The sequence below is a fragment of the Pseudonocardia yuanmonensis genome (genome assembly GCF_039542425.1).
GTDB lineage: Bacteria > Actinomycetota > Actinomycetes > Mycobacteriales > Pseudonocardiaceae > Pseudonocardia > Pseudonocardia yuanmonensis.
The window spans coordinates 70,680-87,074 of record NZ_BAABIC010000005.1 but is presented as its reverse complement, the minus strand read 5'-3'; the positions used below and the strand labels follow the sequence as shown (position 1 = coordinate 87,074).

At 73.8% G+C, this 16,395-nt stretch carries 13 protein-coding genes; 8 read left to right on the top strand and 5 right to left on the bottom strand.

Features of this window, described 5'->3' with window-relative positions; translation table 11 throughout:
* Window positions 1-23: 23 nt before the first annotated feature.
* On the bottom strand, window positions 24-959 hold the full coding sequence (locus ABD990_RS08860; RefSeq protein WP_345379674.1) for an AraC-like ligand-binding domain-containing protein: 936 nt from the start codon (window positions 957-959) through the stop codon (window positions 24-26).
* A gap of 113 nt (window positions 960-1,072) precedes the next feature.
* Between ABD990_RS08860 and ABD990_RS08855 the strand changes: the two genes are divergently transcribed.
* Window positions 1,073-2,101 carry a carbon-nitrogen hydrolase family protein gene (locus tag ABD990_RS08855; protein ID WP_345379672.1) on the top strand — a complete coding sequence of 343 codons (1,029 nt, stop codon included), beginning with the start codon at window positions 1,073-1,075 and terminating at the stop codon, window positions 2,099-2,101.
* 34 nt (window positions 2,102-2,135) lie between these two features.
* On the opposite strand, the gene ABD990_RS08850 is transcribed toward ABD990_RS08855, so the two are convergent.
* The 3 genes from ABD990_RS08850 to ABD990_RS08840 are packed head-to-tail and all read right to left on the bottom strand — an operon-like array spanning window position 2,136 to window position 5,716.
* Entirely contained in the window at window positions 2,136-3,302 is a 1,167-nt protein-coding gene (locus ABD990_RS08850) for an acyl-CoA dehydrogenase family protein (RefSeq protein ID WP_345379670.1), read from the bottom strand.
* A gap of 4 nt (window positions 3,303-3,306) precedes the next feature.
* Complete coding sequence (locus ABD990_RS08845; RefSeq protein ID WP_345379668.1) at window positions 3,307-4,998, bottom strand: class I adenylate-forming enzyme family protein; 1,692 nt, start codon at window positions 4,996-4,998, stop codon at window positions 3,307-3,309.
* A gap of 55 nt (window positions 4,999-5,053) precedes the next feature.
* Window positions 5,054-5,716 (bottom strand): TetR/AcrR family transcriptional regulator, encoded by a 663-nt coding sequence (locus tag ABD990_RS08840; RefSeq protein ID WP_345379667.1) that lies wholly within the window; start codon window positions 5,714-5,716, stop codon window positions 5,054-5,056.
* Window positions 5,717-5,802: 86 nt separating this feature from the next.
* On the opposite strand from ABD990_RS08840, the gene ABD990_RS08835 reads away from it, so the two are divergent.
* The 7 genes from ABD990_RS08835 to ABD990_RS08805 all read left to right on the top strand — a co-directional run bounded on the left by ABD990_RS08835 (window position 5,803) and on the right by ABD990_RS08805 (window position 15,484).
* Complete coding sequence (locus ABD990_RS08835; RefSeq protein WP_345379666.1) at window positions 5,803-6,942, top strand: acyl-CoA dehydrogenase family protein; 1,140 nt, start codon at window positions 5,803-5,805, stop codon at window positions 6,940-6,942.
* Between the two features lie 69 nt (window positions 6,943-7,011).
* A complete protein-coding gene (locus ABD990_RS08830) occupies window positions 7,012-8,586 on the top strand; it encodes an AMP-binding protein (RefSeq protein ID WP_345379665.1) in 1,575 nt (524 codons plus the stop codon).
* The gene (locus ABD990_RS08825) at window positions 8,586-10,184 is read left to right on the top strand and encodes an acyl-CoA carboxylase subunit beta (RefSeq protein WP_345379664.1); all 1,599 of its coding nucleotides are present in this window, start codon (window positions 8,586-8,588) and stop codon (window positions 10,182-10,184) included. The genes ABD990_RS08830 and ABD990_RS08825 overlap by 1 nt, the downstream gene beginning before the upstream one ends.
* Before the next feature lie 5 nt (window positions 10,185-10,189).
* Entirely contained in the window at window positions 10,190-12,169 is a 1,980-nt protein-coding gene (locus ABD990_RS08820) for an ATP-binding protein (protein ID WP_345379662.1), read from the top strand.
* Window positions 12,166-12,954, top strand: a complete 789-nt coding sequence (locus ABD990_RS08815) for an enoyl-CoA hydratase/isomerase family protein (RefSeq protein ID WP_345379661.1) — start codon at window positions 12,166-12,168, stop codon at window positions 12,952-12,954. The genes ABD990_RS08820 and ABD990_RS08815 overlap by 4 nt, the downstream gene beginning before the upstream one ends.
* Before the next feature lie 2 nt (window positions 12,955-12,956).
* Entirely contained in the window at window positions 12,957-13,763 is an 807-nt protein-coding gene (locus tag ABD990_RS08810) for a TIGR03084 family metal-binding protein (RefSeq protein WP_345379660.1), read from the top strand.
* On the top strand, window positions 13,760-15,484 hold the full coding sequence (locus tag ABD990_RS08805; protein WP_345379659.1) for an acyclic terpene utilization AtuA family protein: 1,725 nt from the start codon (window positions 13,760-13,762) through the stop codon (window positions 15,482-15,484). The genes ABD990_RS08810 and ABD990_RS08805 overlap by 4 nt, the downstream gene beginning before the upstream one ends.
* Window positions 15,485-15,493: 9 nt before the next feature.
* Here ABD990_RS08805 and ABD990_RS08800 read toward each other — a convergent pair whose 3' ends face one another.
* Window positions 15,494-16,327, bottom strand: a complete 834-nt coding sequence (locus ABD990_RS08800) for an alpha/beta fold hydrolase (protein WP_345379658.1) — start codon at window positions 16,325-16,327, stop codon at window positions 15,494-15,496.
* Window positions 16,328-16,395 lie beyond the last annotated feature (68 nt).

Sequence of the window (16,395 nt, the reverse complement as noted above, 5' to 3'; positions counted from 1 at the left end):
CCGGCAACCCTCGCCGGGCGCGGTCACCCCTTCCGGACCTCCCGCGCGGTGCGGCCGAAGCGGGCGCGGAAGGCGCGGCTGAAGTGCGAGGCGTCGACGAAGCCGCGGTCGAAGGCCAGCTCGGAGATGGTGCGGTGGCGCAGCGCCGGGTCGAGCAGGTCGGCCCGGACGGCCTCGAGGCGCTGCGCCCAGATCCACTCGGCCAGGGAGCAGGGCTCGTCGGCGAAGGCGCGGTGCAGGCTGCTGACGGAGGTGTGCAGCGCCGCGGCGATCGCGGCGACCGTGAGCCCGGGGTCGCCCAGCCGGCGCCGGACGTACGCCTTCACCTCCTCGCGCCGCGCGACCAGTGACGGCTCCGGCGGGGGTGCCTCGCCGAGCGAGCTCAGCCCCGCGACCACGATGTGCTCGACCCCCTGCGCGACGGCGACGGCCGCGGCCGGCTCCAGCACGTCGACGTCGACCGCCAGGGTCCGGATCATCTCGATCATCAGGTGCCCGGCACCCGCCGCACCCTGCACCCGCCGGGCGGTCAGCTCCGGGGTGTCGCGCAGCCGGGAGCGCAGCGTCGGGCCGGGCAGCATCAGCACGTACTGCTGGAACGGCCCGTCGAACTCGAGCGCGTAGGGCCGGGTCGAGTCGTAGAGCGCGAAGTCGCCCGCGGCGAGCTCGGCGGTCCGGCTGTCCTGGCTGATCCGGCCGCGACCGCGCGTCTGCAGGCTGACCAGGAAGAAGTCCTCCGCGGTCGAGGCGATCAACGAGGGCGTCCGGACGACGTGCTGTGCGGTGGCGGTGACCCGCGACAGCTCCAGCGTGGCGAGCGAGTCGACGCGGATGTCCCCGACGACGTCGCCGCCGGGCGCGGCGCAGGAGAGCCGGACATAGGCGTCGGAGACCGCGGCGTTCCAGAAGTCGAGGCGGTCGCGCGCCTCGACCGTGTCGGTGGTGAGCACGCGCGCCATGCCGCGACGGTAGGGAGAGCGCGGCACCGCGACAAGGGAGTGCGTCGCAGAGTCAACGAGAACGACACACAGGGGCCATCACCGCGACGGGCCGCGCGGCACGCTGCCGTGGCATGAGCATCGAGCACCCCGCGTTCCGGGCCGCCGCCGTGCAGGCCGCGCCCGAGTTCCTCGACCTGGACGCCGGCATCGACAAGGCGGTCGCGCTGATCGCCGAGGCCGCCGCGAACGGGGCCGAGCTGATCGGCTTCCCCGAGACCTGGCTGCCCGGCTACCCGTGGTTCATCTGGCTGGACGCGCCGGCGTGGGGCCTGCAGTTCTTCCCCCGCTACCACGACAACTCCCTGGTCTACGGTTCGCCGCAGGCCGACCGGCTGGCCGCCGCGGCGCGCGAGCACCGGATCACCGTGGTGCTCGGGATCTCGGAGAAGCAGGGCGGCAGCCTCTACATCGCACAGTGGATGATCGGGCCGGACGGGGAGACCATCGCCCGGCGGCGCAAGCTCAAGCCGACCCACGTCGAGCGGACCGTGTTCGGCGAGGGCGACGGCAGCGACCTGTCCGTGTACGACACCCCGCTCGGCCGCCTCGGCGGGCTCTGCTGCTGGGAGCACCTCCAGCCGCTGTCGAAGTACGCGATGTACGCGCAGAACGAGCAGGTCCACGTGGGCGCCTGGCCCAGCTTCTCGCTCTACGAGGGCGGGGCCTACGCGCTCGGCCCGGAGGTGAACACCGCCGCGAGCCGGGTCTACGCGGTGGAGGGGCAGACCTTCGTGATCGCCCCCTGCGCGACCGTGTCCGCGGAGATGGTCGAGCTCCTGTGCACGGACGACACCAAGCGCGCCCTGCTGAAGCCCGGCGGCGGGTACGCCGGCATCTACGCGCCGGACGGCCGACTGATCTCCGAACCGCTCGCGCCCGACGCCGAGGGCCTCGTCTACGCCGACCTCGACCTGCGCCTGATCTCCCTGGCCAAGGCGGCGGCCGATCCCGCCGGGCACTACTCGCGCCCGGACGTCACGCGGCTCCTGCTCAACAAGACGCCCGGCGACCGGGTCGTGCCCTTCTCGTCGCCCGGCGTCGAGCTGGAGGGCGAACTCGGCCCGGAGGTGCTCCGCGCGGAGCCGGTCGCCGGTCTGTAGCCCGAACCGGTGTCTCCGGATCGGTGACCCCGGATCAGTAACTGCGGGGCAGCCCCAGCACGTGCTGCGCGAGGTAGTTGAGCACCATCTCCTGCGGCACCGGGGCGATCCGCTGCAGCCGGGCCTCCCGGAAGTACCGCTCCACGTGGTACTCGCGGGCGTAGCCGAAGCCGCCGTGGGTCTGGACGGCGGCGTCGGCGGCCTGGAACGCGGCGTCGGCGGCGAGGTACTTGGCGGTGTTGGCCTGCTCGCCGGCGTGCAGTCCGCGGTCGATCCGCCAGGACGCCTCCCGGATGGCGAGCTCCGCGGCGCGCAGCCGGGCGTGGGCGTCGGCGAGCGGGAACGCGATGCCCTGGTTCGCCCCGATCGGCCGGTCGAACACGACCCGCTCGCGGGCGTACGCGACCGCCCGGCGCACCGCGGCCCGCCCGATCCCGAGCGCCTCGGCGGCGATGAGCACGCGCTCGGCGTTGAGGCCGTCGAGCAGGTAGCGGAAGCCCGCGCCCTCCTCGCCGACCCGGTTCTCCACGGGCACGCGGAGCCCGTCGTAGACCACCTCGCAGGAGGCGATCGCGTTGCGGCCGAGCTTGTCGATCGGCGAGACGGCGACGGCCGGGTCCTTCAGGTCCGCGACCAGCAGCGTCATGCCCTGGGTCGGCTTCGCGGCCTCGGCCCGCGGCGTGGTGCGCACCAGCAGCAGCACCTTGTCCGACTCCAGTGCCTTCGAGGTCCAGACCTTGCGGCCGTGCACCACGTAGGCGTCGCCGTCGAGCACGGCCCGGGTGGTGACGTTCGTGGTGTCCAGGCCCGCGTCGGGCTCGGTCACCCCGAACGCCACGTGCAGCTCCCCGGACGCGACCGCGGGGAGCACCCGGCGCCGCAGCTCCTCGCTGCCGTGCAGGACCACCGGGTGCATCCCGAAGATCGACATGTGGATCGCGCTGGCGCCGTTCATGCAGGCCCCGGACGCGGCGACCTCCTCCAGCACGATCGACGCCTCGGTGATCCCGCGCCCGCCGCCGCCGTACTCCTCCGGCATGGCGATGCCGATCCAGCCGCCCTCCGCCATCGCGGCGTAGAACTCCCACGGGAACGTGTGGGTGGAGTCCCGCTCGCTCCAGTAGTCGTCCGGGAACTTCGCGCAGATGTCCCGGACGGCCTCGCGGATCAGCCGGTGGTCGTCGTCCTCGGTGAAGTCCACCCGTCTACCGATACAGGTCGGTGTGGGCCGCGCGCAGCTTGTACTTCAGCACCTTGCCGCCGACGGTGTCCGGCAACGACTCCGCGAAGACCACCGCCTTGGGCGTCTCGTAGCCCGCGAGCCGCTCGCGGCAGTGCGCGATGATCGCCTCCGCCTCGGGCTTGCGCCCGTCCCTCGGCACGACGACGGCGGTCACCGCCTCGCCCCAGTGCTCGTGCGGGAGCCCGATCACCGCCGCCCGCAGCACGTCCGGGTGCTCGTGCAGCACGGCCTCGACGCGGATGCTCGACACGTTCTCGCCGCCGGACTTCACGATGTCCTTGTAGCGGTCGACCATGATCCGCAGACCGTCCTCGTCGACCGTCGCCGAGTCGCCCGAGTGGAACCAGCCGCCGCGGAAGGCCTCGCGGGTGGCCTCGGGATCGCGGTAGTAGCCGGCGGTCATGATCGGCGAGCGGTAGACGGCCTCGCCGGGCTCGCCGCGGACCGGGTCGCCCAGCTCGTCGACGACGTCCGAGGCCAGCATCCCGCTCGGCACCCCCACGTAGTTGACGGCCGGCGCGGTGCGGGCGTGCACCTCGGGCCACTTCGTGGGCCAGAACCGGTGGCAGGCGATCGCCTCGGTCTGGCCGAAGATCCCGAGCGTGACGAAGCCCGGCGCGGCCCGGGACTCCAACCGCCGCAGCACCGCGGGGGACAGCGCGCCCCAGCCGTAGACGAGGATCGACAGGGCCGAGACGTCCAGGTCGGGACGGGCGTCGAGCTCGTCGGCCAGGGCGGTGACGAACTGCGGGGACCCGGCCCACAGCGCGGTCGCGCGGGAGGCCGCGGTGGCCTCGGCGACCGGCCCCGGGGCCGGACGGCGGCCGAGCGCGACCGACCCGCCGGAGACGAACGCGCCGAACGGGAAGAGCTCGTCCCCGATGTGGTAGATCATCGGCAGGAAGGTGCACAGTCGCAGGTCGGAGTCGTGCCGCAGGCCGCGGGAGAGCGACAGCGCGAAGTTCAGCGCGGCCAGGTGGGCGTAGCTGTGCGAGAGCATCACGCCCTTCGGCATCGCGGTGGTGCCGGAGGTGAACAGCAGCTGCCAGATGTCGTCGCCGTGGATCTCGACCTCCGGCTCGTCGGCCGGCGCCCCCGCGACCAGCTCGCCGAAGGAGGGGCTGCCCGCGACCGGCCCGCCGCCGACCGTGATCGTGGCGCCCACGGTCAGCCCGGTCACCGCGAACACCTGCTCGACGCGCGGCCACAGCTCGGCGTCGACGAACGCGAAGCGCGGCTCCGTCAGCCCGATCAGGTGCTCCAGCACGTCCGGCGCCAGGCTCGGGTTGAGCGGCGCGGCGACCATGCCGGCCTTCGCGATCCCGATCTTCGCCAGCAGCGCCTCGACCGAGTTCTCGCAGAGCAGCAGCACCCGGTCGCCCGGGGCGAGCCCGGCGGCGGCAAGCGCCTGCGCGACCCGGTTCGCCGTGTCGTCTGCCTCCCGGTACGTCACCTCCGCGAACCGGTCCTCGCCGCAGGCCCCGTCGACGGCGGTGAGCGCGATCCGATCGGGATAGCTCCAGGTCAGCCGCTCGAAGAGGTCACCGACCGAGGTGCGTTCCCAGCGGTGGACGGCACGCCGCCCGCGCAGGGTCTCGACGTCGATCGAGGCCGGATCGGGCAGCGCCGTGCCGTGCGGCTGGAGGGGCAGCATGCGGGCAGCATGCCGTGATCGCCGTCACGATGGCAAGGATGCAGTCATTCCTGATTCACTCGGCGGGCCCGGTCGACGACCCTGTCGGCGCCTCGGGTGCGGGCTCGACGCCGAGGCACGCGTGGGCCATCCCGTCGAGGAGTTCGGCGAGCCGGTCGGGTGCCAGCCCGCTGCGGAAGAAGAGCGTGGACTGGATCGCGCCGATGGCGGCGTGCACGGCCAGCCGGAGCTCGCCGTCGGCCAGGTCGCGGCGCAGCGGGGCGAGCACGTGCACCCAGTCCTCGAGGTAGTGCCGCTGCAGCCGGCGCAGCCGCCGCCGGTCCTCCTCCGGCAGCGTGTGGACCTCGCGGTGGTAGACCGCCAGCACGCTGCGGTCCTCGATCGCGACCCGGATGTGGTCCCTGATCAGCGCGGACAGGTGCCTGCGCTCGTCGCCGGGCCCCGCCAGCACCTCGGCCGCGCCCTCCTGGAGGCGGGTCATCACCCGGTCGAGCAGGGCGACGAGGATCGCCGTCTTGCTGTCGAAGTGCCGGTAGACGCCCGACCCGACGATGCCGGCCTCGGCGCCGATGTCCGCCATCCCGACCGTGTGGAAGCCGCGCCGGGAGGCGAGCTCCGCGGCGGCCGTCAGGATCCGTTCGCGGCGCTCCGGGTCCCGTCGGCTGCGCCCGCCGGGCGCCGCGACGGTGCCGGGGACGGTGGTGGGGAGGCGCGGCACCTGGCCATCATGGCAGTCGCACGGTAGGGTCCGCCACGAGTGAACCGAGGATCACAAACTCGGTTCCGGACGCGACGGGAGTCGGAGTGGACTTCGCCGAGAGCGACGAGCACCGCGACCTGCGGGCGGCGGTCGGGGCCGTGGCGGCGCCCTTCGGGGGCGCGTACTACGTCGAGCACGCGCGCACGGCCACCGAGTGCACGGAGCTGTGGCACGCCCTCGGCGACGCCGGGTTCGTCGGGGTCAACGTGCCGGAGGAGTACGGCGGGGGCGGCGGAGGCCTCGTCGAGCTCGCCCTGGTGTGCGAGGAGATCGCGGCGCAGGGCGCGCCGATCCTGCTGCTGCTGGTCACGCACGCGATCTCGGCCGAGGTGATCGCCGAGTACGGCACCGAGGAGCAGCGCAAGGAGTGGCTGCCCGGGCTGGCGAGCGGCCGGCAGAAGGTCGTCTTCGCGATCACCGAGCCCGAGGCGGGGTCCAACACCCACAAGCTCTCGACGCGGGCCCGCCGGGTCGGCGACGAGTGGGTCGTGACCGGCGAGAAGTACTACATCTCCGGCGTCGACGAGGCCGAGGCGCTGCTGCTGGTCGCCCGCACCGGGGACCAGGGGCAGCTGTCGCTGTTCCTCGTGCCGACGGACGCGCCCGGCCTGCAGAGGACCGTGCTGCCGGTGGACGTCATGCTCCCGGAGAAGCAGTTCACCCTGCACTTCGACGAGGTCCGGCTCCCGGCGTCCGCGTTGGTCGGCGGGGAGGGGCAGGGCTTCCGGCAGGTGTTCCACGGGCTCAACCCGGAGCGGATCACCGGCGCCGCGCTCTGCGTCGGGATCGCGCGCTACGCCCTGGACCGCGCCGCGCGGTACGCGAAGGACCGGCAGGTGTGGGACCGGCCGATCGGCGCGCACCAGGGGGTCGCACACCCGCTGGCCAAGGCGAAGATCGAGACCGAGCTGGCCGCGCTGATGACCCGCAAGGCCGCGTGGCTGCACGCGAACGGACTGCCGGCCGGCGAGGCGTCCAACATGGCGAAGTACGCCGCGGCCGAGGCCGCCCTCGCCGCGCTCGACGCCGCGATGCAGACCCACGGCGGCAACGGCGTGGCGCAGGAGTTCGGGCTGCTGCCGTACTGGGGGCTGGCCCGGCTGCTCCGGATCGCCCCGGTGAACCGGGAGATGATCCTCAACTTCGTGGCCCAGCACTCGCTCGGCCTCCCGCGGTCCTACTAGAACCCATCGGCCCCGAACCGGGCCCCTCGAACCGAGCGGCCCCGCCGATCGCAGTGAACAGGAGCGCCGATGAACATCATCCAGCGGGTCAACGTCGGCGACGCCCTGACCCGCAGCGCCTTCGCGCGGCCCGAGCACCTCGCCGTGGTCGACGGGGACCGCCGCTGGACCTACGCCGAGTTCGACGCCTGGGTGAACCGGCTGGCCCACGGCCTGCTCGCCCGCGGCTACGGCGTCGGGGACGCGTTGGCCCTGGCCTCCGGCAACAGCGCCGAGTTCCTCGCCGTGTACTACGCCTGCGCCAAGACCGGTGTCGTGTGCGTGCCGATCAACCTGGGCTGGCGGTCAAAGGAGGTCGCCTACGTCCTCGGCCACTCGCGCGCCCGCGGCATCGTGGTGGAGAGCGGGCTGCTGGCGGGCCTCGACGAGGTCGACCTGCCCGAGACGATCGTCGTGGGCGAGGCCGCGCCGGGGACCGTCGCGTTCACCGACGTCGAGTCCACCGACGACTCCCCGGTCGAGGTGGAGATCCCCGACCGGGCGCCGCTGAGCTATCTCTACACCTCGGGGACGACGTCCTTCCCCAAGGGCGTGGTGGGGACGCACCTCGCGATCCACCTCGAGTCGATGTCGGCCGCGCTCGACTCGGGCTGGACGGCCGCGGACCGGTTCGTCGCGATGATGCCGATGTTCCACACGGCCCAGCTCAACGCCTTCTGCACGCCCGCCGTCGTGGTCGGGGCGACGATCCACGTGCACCGCGGCTTCGAGCCCGGGCGCTTCCTCGACACCATCGAGCGCGAGCGGATCACCCAGGTGTTCGGGCTGCCGATGATGTACCGCGCGGCGCTGGACCACCCGTCGTTCGGCTCCCGGGACCTGTCCTCGCTCAGGCGGGCCGTCTACGCGATGGCGCCGATGCCGGAGGCGCAGATCAAGGCCTGCCTGGACGGTTTCTTCGGGGGTCGGCAGGAGGCGGAGCCGACGGGGTGGGGAGAACGCAGGGGGTTCGCGCTGCTGTTCGGCCAGACCGAGATGTCGCCGATCACCACCCTGTTCCGGCCCGAGCACCAGCTCACGCACGTCGGCGCCGTCGGCACCCCGCTGACCGGCGTCCAGGTCGCGATCATGGACCCCGAGGGGAACCTGCTGCCACGCGGCGAGCAGGGCGAGATCGTCTACCGCGGGCCCTCGACGATGCAGGAGTACCTGCGCAACCCGGAGGCGACCGCGGAGGCGTTCCGGCACGGCTGGTTCCACTCCGGCGACGTCGGGCGCTTCGGCGAGGACGGCGTGCTGTGGTTCGCCGACCGCTCCAAGGACGTCATCAAGACGGGCGGCGAGAACGTCGCGTCGATCGAGGTCGAGCGCGCGGTCTACGACGCCGAGCCGAAGATCGCCGAGGTCGTGGTCGTCGGGCTGCCGCACGAGCGGTGGAGCGAGGCGATCACCGCCGTCGTGGTGCCGAAGCCGGGGGAGACGGTCGACCCCGCCGCGCTCACCGCCGCGCTGAAGGAGCGGCTCGACGGGTACAAGGTGCCCAAGTCCGTCATCGTCGTCGACGAGCTGCCGCGGACGTCGACCGGGAAGATCCAGAAGAACGTCGTCCGCGAGACGCACGCGGACCACTACGGGGGACGCTGATGCCCGTCCTGAAGTCCCTGCTCGACGTCTCGTCGGAGACCTACGCGAGCAACCGCAAGGCCCAGCTGGAGGTGATCGACCAGCTGAACGAGCAGCTGGAGCTGGCGATCGCCGGCGGCGGGGAGCGTTACGTGCAGCGGCACCGCGACCGCGGCAAGCTCCCGGTCCGCGAGCGGCTGGAGCTGCTGCTCGACCCGGACAGCCCGTTCCTGGAGCTCTCCCCGCTGGCGGCGTGGGGCACCGAGTTCACCGTCGGCGCCTCCGTGCTCACCGGCATCGGTGTGGTGTCCGGGGTGGAGTGCGTGGTGATCGGGCACGACCCGACGGTGCGCGGCGGGGCGATGAACCCGTACTCGCTGAGGAAGACGTTGCGCGCGTTGGAGATCGCCCGGATCAACCGGCTGCCGGTGATCAACCTGGTGGAGTCCGGCGGGGCGGACCTGCCCACCCAGGCGGATCTGTTCGTGCCGGCCGGGCGGATCTTCCACGAGCTCACCGAGCTCTCCTCGTCGGCCATCCCGACGATCGCGCTCGTCTTCGGCAACTCCACGGCCGGCGGGGCGTACGTGCCCGGCATGTGCGACTACGCGGTGCTGGTCGACCGGCAGGCCAAGGTGTTCCTCGGCGGGCCGCCGCTGGTCAAGATGGCCACCGGCGAGGAGTCCGACGACGAGTCGCTCGGCGGCGCGGAGATGCACTCGCGGATCTCCGGGCTCTCGGACTACTTCGCCACGGACGAGCGGGACGCGATCCGGCTGGGCCGGGAGATCATGTCCCGGATCAACTGGCACAAGCTCGGGCCGGCGCCGGCGGCGAACCCGCAGCCGCCGCGCTACGACCCGGAGGAGATCCTCGGGATCCTGCCGCCCGAGGCGAAGATCCCGTTCGACCCGCGCGAGGTGCTGGCCCGCACCGTCGACGGCTCGGACTTCGACGAGTACAAGCCGCTCTACGGCACCTCGCTGGTCACCGGCTGGGCGAGCATCCACGGCTATCCCGTCGGCGTGCTGGCCAACCACCGCGGGGTGCTGTTCAGCGAGGAGGCCAAGAAGGCCTCGGAGTTCATCCTGCTGGCCAACCAGACCGACACCCCGCTGATCTTCCTGCAGAACACCACCGGCTACATGGTGGGCAAGGACTACGAGCAGGGCGGGATCATCAAGGACGGCGCCAAGATGATCAACGCGGTCACGAACAGCCGGGTTCCGCACCTGACGATCAACATGGCGTCGTCCTTCGGGGCGGGGAACTACGGGATGTCCGGCCGCGCCTACGACCCGCGGCTGATGTTCGCCTGGCCCGGGGCGAAGCTCGCGGTGATGGGCGCGGCGCAGCTCGCCGGCGTGATGTCGATCGTGGGGCGGGCGTCGGCGGCGTCGCAGGGCAGGCCGTTCGACGAGGAGGCCGACGCGGCGCGCACCCGGGCGATCGAGCAGCAGATCGAGGCCGAGTCGCACAGCTTCTTCGTCACCGCGAAGCTCTACGACGACGGCATCGTCGATCCCCGCGACACCCGCACCGTGCTCGGCCTGTCGCTGTCGGCCGTGCACTCCCAGACCGTCGCCGGCCGCCGCGGCTTCGGCGTCTTCCGGATGTGAGCTGCATGATCCAGAAACTGCTGGTCGCCAACCGAGGCGAGATCGCCGCCCGGGTCATGCGCACCGCCCACGCCCTCGGCATCGCGACCGTGGCGGTGTACTCCGATCCCGACGCGGACGCGCCGTTCGTGCGGCTCGCCGACGAAGCGGTGCGCCTCCCCGGCGCCGCCCCGTCGGAGACCTACCTGCGCGGCGACCTCGTGATCGCCGCCGCGCAGGCCACCGGCGCCGACGCCGTCCACCCCGGCTACGGGTTCCTGTCGGAGAACGCCGGGTTCGCCCGCGAGTGCGCGGCGGCCGGGCCGACCTTCGTCGGGCCCTCGCCGGAGGCGATCGCGTCCATGGGCTCCAAGCTGGAGGCCAAGGCGCTGATGGAGAAGGCGGGCGTGCCGGTGCTGCCCGGCGCGACGGTCGACGACTCCTCCGACCTGCGCGCGATCGCGGCGGAGATCGGGTTCCCGGTACTGGTCAAGGCCGCGTTCGGCGGCGGCGGGCGCGGGATGCGGGTGGTGCACTCGGCCGACGAGCTGGTCGACGCCGTGGCGGGCGCCCGGCGGGAGGCGGCGTCGGCGTTCGGCGACGGGACGGTGTTCCTGGAGCGGTTCGTCGTCGACCCCCGCCACGTCGAGGTGCAGATCCTCGGCGACACCCACGGCGAGGTCGTGCACCTGTTCGAGCGCGAGTGCTCGATCCAGCGGCGCTACCAGAAGATCGTCGAGGAGAGCCCGTCGCCGGCGGTCGACGACGCGCTGCGCGCCGAGCTGGGCGCCGCCGCGGTCGCCGCGGGCAAGGCGATCGGCTACACCGGTGCCGGCACCGTCGAGTTCGTCCTGGACCAGGAGGGAAGGTTCTTCTTCCTCGAGGTCAACACCCGGTTGCAGGTGGAGCACCCGGTCACCGAGCTGGTCACCGGCCTCGACCTGGTGGCGCTGCAGCTGCGGGTGGCCGAGGGCGAGCCGCTGCCGGCGGAGGTGACCGGCGCCGTGCTCGACGGGCACGCGATCGAGGTCCGCCTCTACGCCGAGGACGTACCGGCCGGGTTCCTGCCCGCCACCGGCACGCTGCACCGGTTCCGGATCCCGGACCTGCCCGGCGTCCGGGTGGACACCGGCGTGGAGGACGGCTCGGTCGTCAGCCCGCACTACGACCCGATGCTGGCCAAGGTGATCGCCCACGGCCGCACCCGCGCCGAGGCGGCGCGCACCCTGGCCCGCGCCCTGCAGCGGGCGGAGATCCACGGCGTCACCACCAACCGGGACCTGCTCGTCGATGTCCTGCGCGAGCCGGAGTTCCTCGCCGGCCGCACCGACACGGGCTATCTGACCAGGCACGCCGACCTCGTCGGCGGCGACGGTCGTGCCGGCGACCACCGCCACCCACGAGCGCTCGCGGCCGCCCTGGCGAGGCAGGCGGCGAACCGGAGCGAGGCGCGGGTGCTGGGCGGGCTGCCGAGCGGGTGGCGGAACGTCGGCGGGATGCCGCAGCGGGTCGCCTACACCCTGGGCGAGGAGACCCTGGAGGTCGCGTACGCGTTCCGGCGGTCGGGGCTGGACGTGACGGTCGACGGCGAGCCGCTCGCGGTGCGCCTGCTCGGGGCGACGCCGGAGGCCGTCGAGCTGGAGGTCGACGGGGTGCGGCGCCGCTACACCGTGCACCGGGTCCCGGGGTGGTCCTTCGTGGACGGACCGGACGGGTCGGCCGCGCTGGCGGAGGTGCCCCGCTTCGCCGACCCCAACGCCGTCGCCCACGCCGGGTCGCTGCTCGCGCCGATGCCCGGCGGGGTGGTCCGGGTGCTGGCCGGGCCCGGCGACACCGTCGCCGCCGGCCAGGCCCTGGTCGTCCTCGAGGCGATGAAGATGGAGCACACGGTGGCCGCGCCGGTCGACGGCGTGGTCGGCGAGGTGCGCGTCGGGCCCGGCGACCAGGTCGAGACCGGCCAGGTCCTCGCCGTCGTCGAGGAGCCCGCCGAGGAGGAGGCGTCGTGAACGTTCCCGTGAGCGAGACCCTCACCGACGTGGTGACGTACGAGGTCGTCGAGGGCGTCGCCTGGCTCACCATCGATCGGCCCGACGCCCGCAACGCGCTGAGCAAGGCGGTCCGCGACGGGCTGTGGGAGGGCACCCACCGGTTCGTCGCCGACGACTCCGCCGCCGTGCTGGTGCTGACGGGCGCCGGGGACAAGGCCTTCTGCGCGGGCGGCGACCTCAAGGAGATGGCGGAGACCTCGCTGGAGATCCCGCCGCCGGACTTCCTGCCCCAGTTCGGGCGCAACGTCGAGGTGCCGAAGCCGACGATCGCGGCGGTCAACGGCGTCGCCTACGCCGGCGGGTTCCTGCTCGCCCAGCAGTGCGACCTGGTCGTCGCCGCCGAGCACGCCCGGTTCGCCGTCACCGAGGTGAAGGTGGGCCGCGGCTCGCCGTGGGCCGCGCCGCTGTCCTGGCTGGTCCCGCCGCGGGTCGCGCTGGAGATCCTGCTGACCGGCGACCCGCTCGACGCCGCGCGGGCCCGCGAGGTCGGCCTGGTCAACCAGGTGGTGCCGGCGGGAAAGTTGCGGGAGCGCACGCAGGAGCTCGCCCGGCGGATCGCGGCCAACGCGCCGCTCTCGGTCCGGGCGGCGAAGCGCACGGCCTACCTCTCCGCGGAGTGCACCCGCGCGGAGGCGTACGACCGGGCGGAGGAGATCTGGGCGCCGGTCTACCGGTCCGAGGACGCCCAGGAGGGGCCCGCCGCGTTCCGCGACAAGCGGACCCCGGTGTGGAAGGGGAGGTAACCATGCCCGTCTCGATGACCGCGCTGGCCGACGACCTCGCGGCCGAGTCCGCGGAGCTCCGCGCGATCCTGGCCCCGCTGGACCACCACGGCTGGGCCCGCGACACCCCGGCCGAGGGGTGGACGATCGCCGACCAGGTCTCCCACCTCGCCTACTTCGACGACGTCGCGCTGCAGTCGGCCACGGACCCGGACGCCTTCCGCGCGGAGCTCGAGCGGATCGAGGCCGAGGGCGGGGTGAACCCGGACGCGGTCGCGGCCCGGTTCCGCGACCTGTCCGGCCGCGAGCTGCTGCGCTGGTTCGACCTGTCCCGCGAGCGGCTGGTCGAGACCTTCCGCGGGCTCGATCCCGGGCTGCGGGTGCCGTGGTTCGGGCCGCCGATGAGCGCGGCGTCGTCGCTCACCGCGCGGATCATGGAGACCTGGGCGCACGGGCAGGACATCGCCGACGCGCTCGGGGTGGTCCGCGAGCCCGGCGCCCGGCTGCGGCACGTCGCGCACATCGGCGTCGGCGCCCGGGCCTTCAGCTACGCCGTCCACGGCCGGGAGCTGCCGGCGGTGCCGGTCCGGGTCGAGCTCGACGCGCCCGACGGGTCGTTGTGGACCTGGGGTCCGGAGGACGCCGAGGACCGGATCACCGGGACGGCCCTGGACTTCGCGCTGCTGATCACCCAGCGGCGGCACCGGGACGACCTCGCGCTCGTCGTCACCGGCCCGGCGGCGCAGGAGTGGGTGGAGATCGGGCAGGCCTTCGCCGGCGAGCCCGGGACCGGCCGGGAGCCGGGGCTGTTCGTGGGCGGTACCGCATGACCGGGGTCGACCGGACCAGGCCGGTGCGGATCGGGAACTGTTCGGGCTTCTACGGGGACCGGCTGCGGGCGGCGCGGGAGATGGTCGACGGCGGGCCGATCGACGTCCTGTGCGGGGACTACCTGGCCGAGCTGACCATGCTGATCCTGGCGAAGGCGCAGGCCAAGGACCCCGCGGCGGGCTACGCGCGGACCTTCCTGACGCAGCTGGAGGACGTCCTCGCCACCTGCCTGGAGAAGGGGATCAGGGTCGTCGCCAACGCGGGCGGGCTGAACCCGGCCGGGCTGGCCGCCGCGATCGAGGCGCTCGGCACGGGCGCGAAGGTGGCGTACGTCGAGGGCGACGACCTGCGGGGTGCGCTGGGGGCGATCGACCCGCCGGTCGAGGGCAAGCCGGTGTCGGCCAACGCCTACCTGGGCGGCTGGGGGATCGCCGAGGCGCTGGCGGCCGGGGCGGACGTGGTGGTGACGGGCCGGGTCACGGACGCCTCGCTCGTCGTCGGGCCGGCGGCGTGGTGGCACGGCTGGGGCCGGGAGGACTTCGACGCGCTGGCCGGCGCGGTGGTGGCCGGGCACGTGATCGAGTGCGGGCCGCAGGCCACCGGCGGCAACTACGCCTTCCTCGACGAGATCACCGACCGCCGCTACCCGGGCTTCCCGATCGCCGAGGTCGCCGCGGACGGCTCGTCGGTGATCACCAAGCACCCCGGCACCGGTGGGCTGGTCTCGGTCGGCACGGTCACCGCGCAGCTGCTCTACGAGATCGCGGCGCCCGCCTACCTCGGCCCGGACTGCACCGCGCACTTCGACACCATCCAGCTGGCCCAGGAGGGCGAGCACCGGGTCGCGATCTCCGGGGTGCGGGGCAGCGCCCCGCCGGCCACGCTCAAGGTCGCGCTCAACGACGCCGGCGGCTACCGCAACACGATGACGCTGGTGCTGACCGGGCTGGACATCGAGGCCAAGGCGGCGTTCGCCGAGGAGCTGCTGTTCGACGTGCTGGGCGGGCGGGAGCGGTTCGCGGAGGTCGACGTGCGGCTGCTGCGCTTCGACACCCCCGACGCCCCGGCGAACGAGCGGGCCACCGCGCACCTGCGGATCACCGTCAAGGACCCCGATCCGCGCACGGTCGGCCGGGCCTTCTCCAACGCGACCATGGAACTCGCCCTGGGTGGCTACGCGGGCTTCCACACCACCACGCCGCCGAGCGCCGAGTCCGCCTACGGCGTCTACCGGCCGGCCGCCGTGCCGCGCGAGGCGGTCACGCACACCGTGGTCCTGCCGGGCGGGGAGCGCCGGGTCGTGGCGGATCCGCCGGTCGGGGCCGGGACCGCCGGGGGGTCGCCGCCACCGGCGGGGCTCCGGGACGGCGGACCCGGCGGGCCCACTCGACCCGTCCCACTGGGCACGGTCTGCGGGGCGCGGTCGGGGGACAAGGGCGGCGACGCGAACGTCGGTGTCTGGGCCCGCACGGACGAGGCGTACGTGTGGCTGCGCGGGTTCCTCACCGCGGAGAAGGCCCGGGAGCTGCTCGGGCCCGAGGCCGCGGACCTGGCGATCGACGTCCACCCGCTGCCCAACCTGCGGTCGCTCAACGTCGTGGTGCACGGGATCCTCGGCGAGGGCGTCGCCTCCTCCACCCGTCCGGACCCGCAGGCCAAGGGGCTGGGGGAGTACCTGCGCAGCCGCGTCGTCGAGGTCCCGGAGGCGCTGCTCGCGTGACCCCGCCGGTCAGGGGCAGGCGTTCGCCGGGTCCCCGGCATGCCCGGGGACGGCTCCGGGCGCGGTGACCTCGAGGATCGTGCGGAGCACCAGCGCCGGGTCGTCGTACATCGGCACGTGCCCGACGTCGGGCAGGGTCAGCCGCTCGGCCTCCGGGAAGAGGAGGCGGAAGCGCTCGGCGTAGCGCGGGGCGGGCAGCAGCCGGTCCCGCGCGGACCAGGCGATGCGGACCGGCACGTCGGGCGCGGGCACGGTGAAGTCGTAGCCGATCGCGGAGCGCAGCAGCGGGCGCAGGAACCGGCAGCGCGCGTTGTCCCGCAGGAAGGCCGCGGCCTCCGCCGGCCCCAGCCGGTCGCCGTGCTCCACACCCAGCCGCAGCAGCGCCTTCCGCGCCGGCGCGAGCCGCACCGCGCGGTCCAGGTGCCGGTCGGCGCGGCGGGCGAAGTCGTGCGCGGGCACCAGGAGCCGCCAGACCCGGTGGACCTCCTCGCTGTCCGGCAGCCACCCGCCCGCGGGGGACAGCGCGACCACCGACAGCGCGCGCCCCCGGGCGGCCAGCTCGAAGGCGAGCCAGCCGCCGAGCGAGTTCCCCACGAGGTGCGCCTGCGCGATCCCCGCCGCGTCCAGGGCGGCCTCGACGCCGTCGACCAGCGCGGGGACGGTCGGGTGGACGCGCACCGGGAACCCCTCGCCGCCGACGTGACCGCGCAGGGAGACGGTGTGCACGTCGTGCCGGGCCCGCAGGCCGGGCAGCACGCGGTCCCACGCGCGGGCGCTGCCACCGAGCCCGTGCAGGCACACCAGGGGCTCGCGGGCGGGCTCGCGGGTGTGCGGGTCGGGCATCCGGGCTCCTCCGTCGTCAGGGAACGACAGGGGAATCGTCGCGGCGGCCCCGAATGTCACGCCCCCGG

Excerpts from the sequence above, each read along its gene's own strand:
- ABD990_RS08860 (WP_345379674.1), bottom strand. The coding sequence starts at position 959 with ATGGCGCGCGTGCTCACCACCGACACGGTCGAGGCGCGCGACCGCCTC.
- ABD990_RS08855 (WP_345379672.1), top strand. The coding sequence starts at position 1,073 with ATGAGCATCGAGCACCCCGCGTTCCGGGCCGCCGCCGTGCAGGCCGCG.
- ABD990_RS08845 (WP_345379668.1), bottom strand. The coding sequence starts at position 4,998 with ATGCTGCCCCTCCAGCCGCACGGCACGGCGCTGCCCGATCCGGCCTCG.
- ABD990_RS08830 (WP_345379665.1), top strand. The coding sequence starts at position 7,012 with ATGAACATCATCCAGCGGGTCAACGTCGGCGACGCCCTGACCCGCAGC.
- ABD990_RS08825 (WP_345379664.1), top strand. The coding sequence starts at position 8,586 with ATGCCCGTCCTGAAGTCCCTGCTCGACGTCTCGTCGGAGACCTACGCG.
- ABD990_RS08820 (WP_345379662.1), top strand. The coding sequence starts at position 10,190 with ATGATCCAGAAACTGCTGGTCGCCAACCGAGGCGAGATCGCCGCCCGG.
- ABD990_RS08810 (WP_345379660.1), top strand. The coding sequence starts at position 12,957 with ATGCCCGTCTCGATGACCGCGCTGGCCGACGACCTCGCGGCCGAGTCC.
- ABD990_RS08805 (WP_345379659.1), top strand. The coding sequence starts at position 13,760 with ATGACCGGGGTCGACCGGACCAGGCCGGTGCGGATCGGGAACTGTTCG.
- ABD990_RS08800 (WP_345379658.1), bottom strand. The coding sequence starts at position 16,327 with ATGCCCGACCCGCACACCCGCGAGCCCGCCCGCGAGCCCCTGGTGTGC.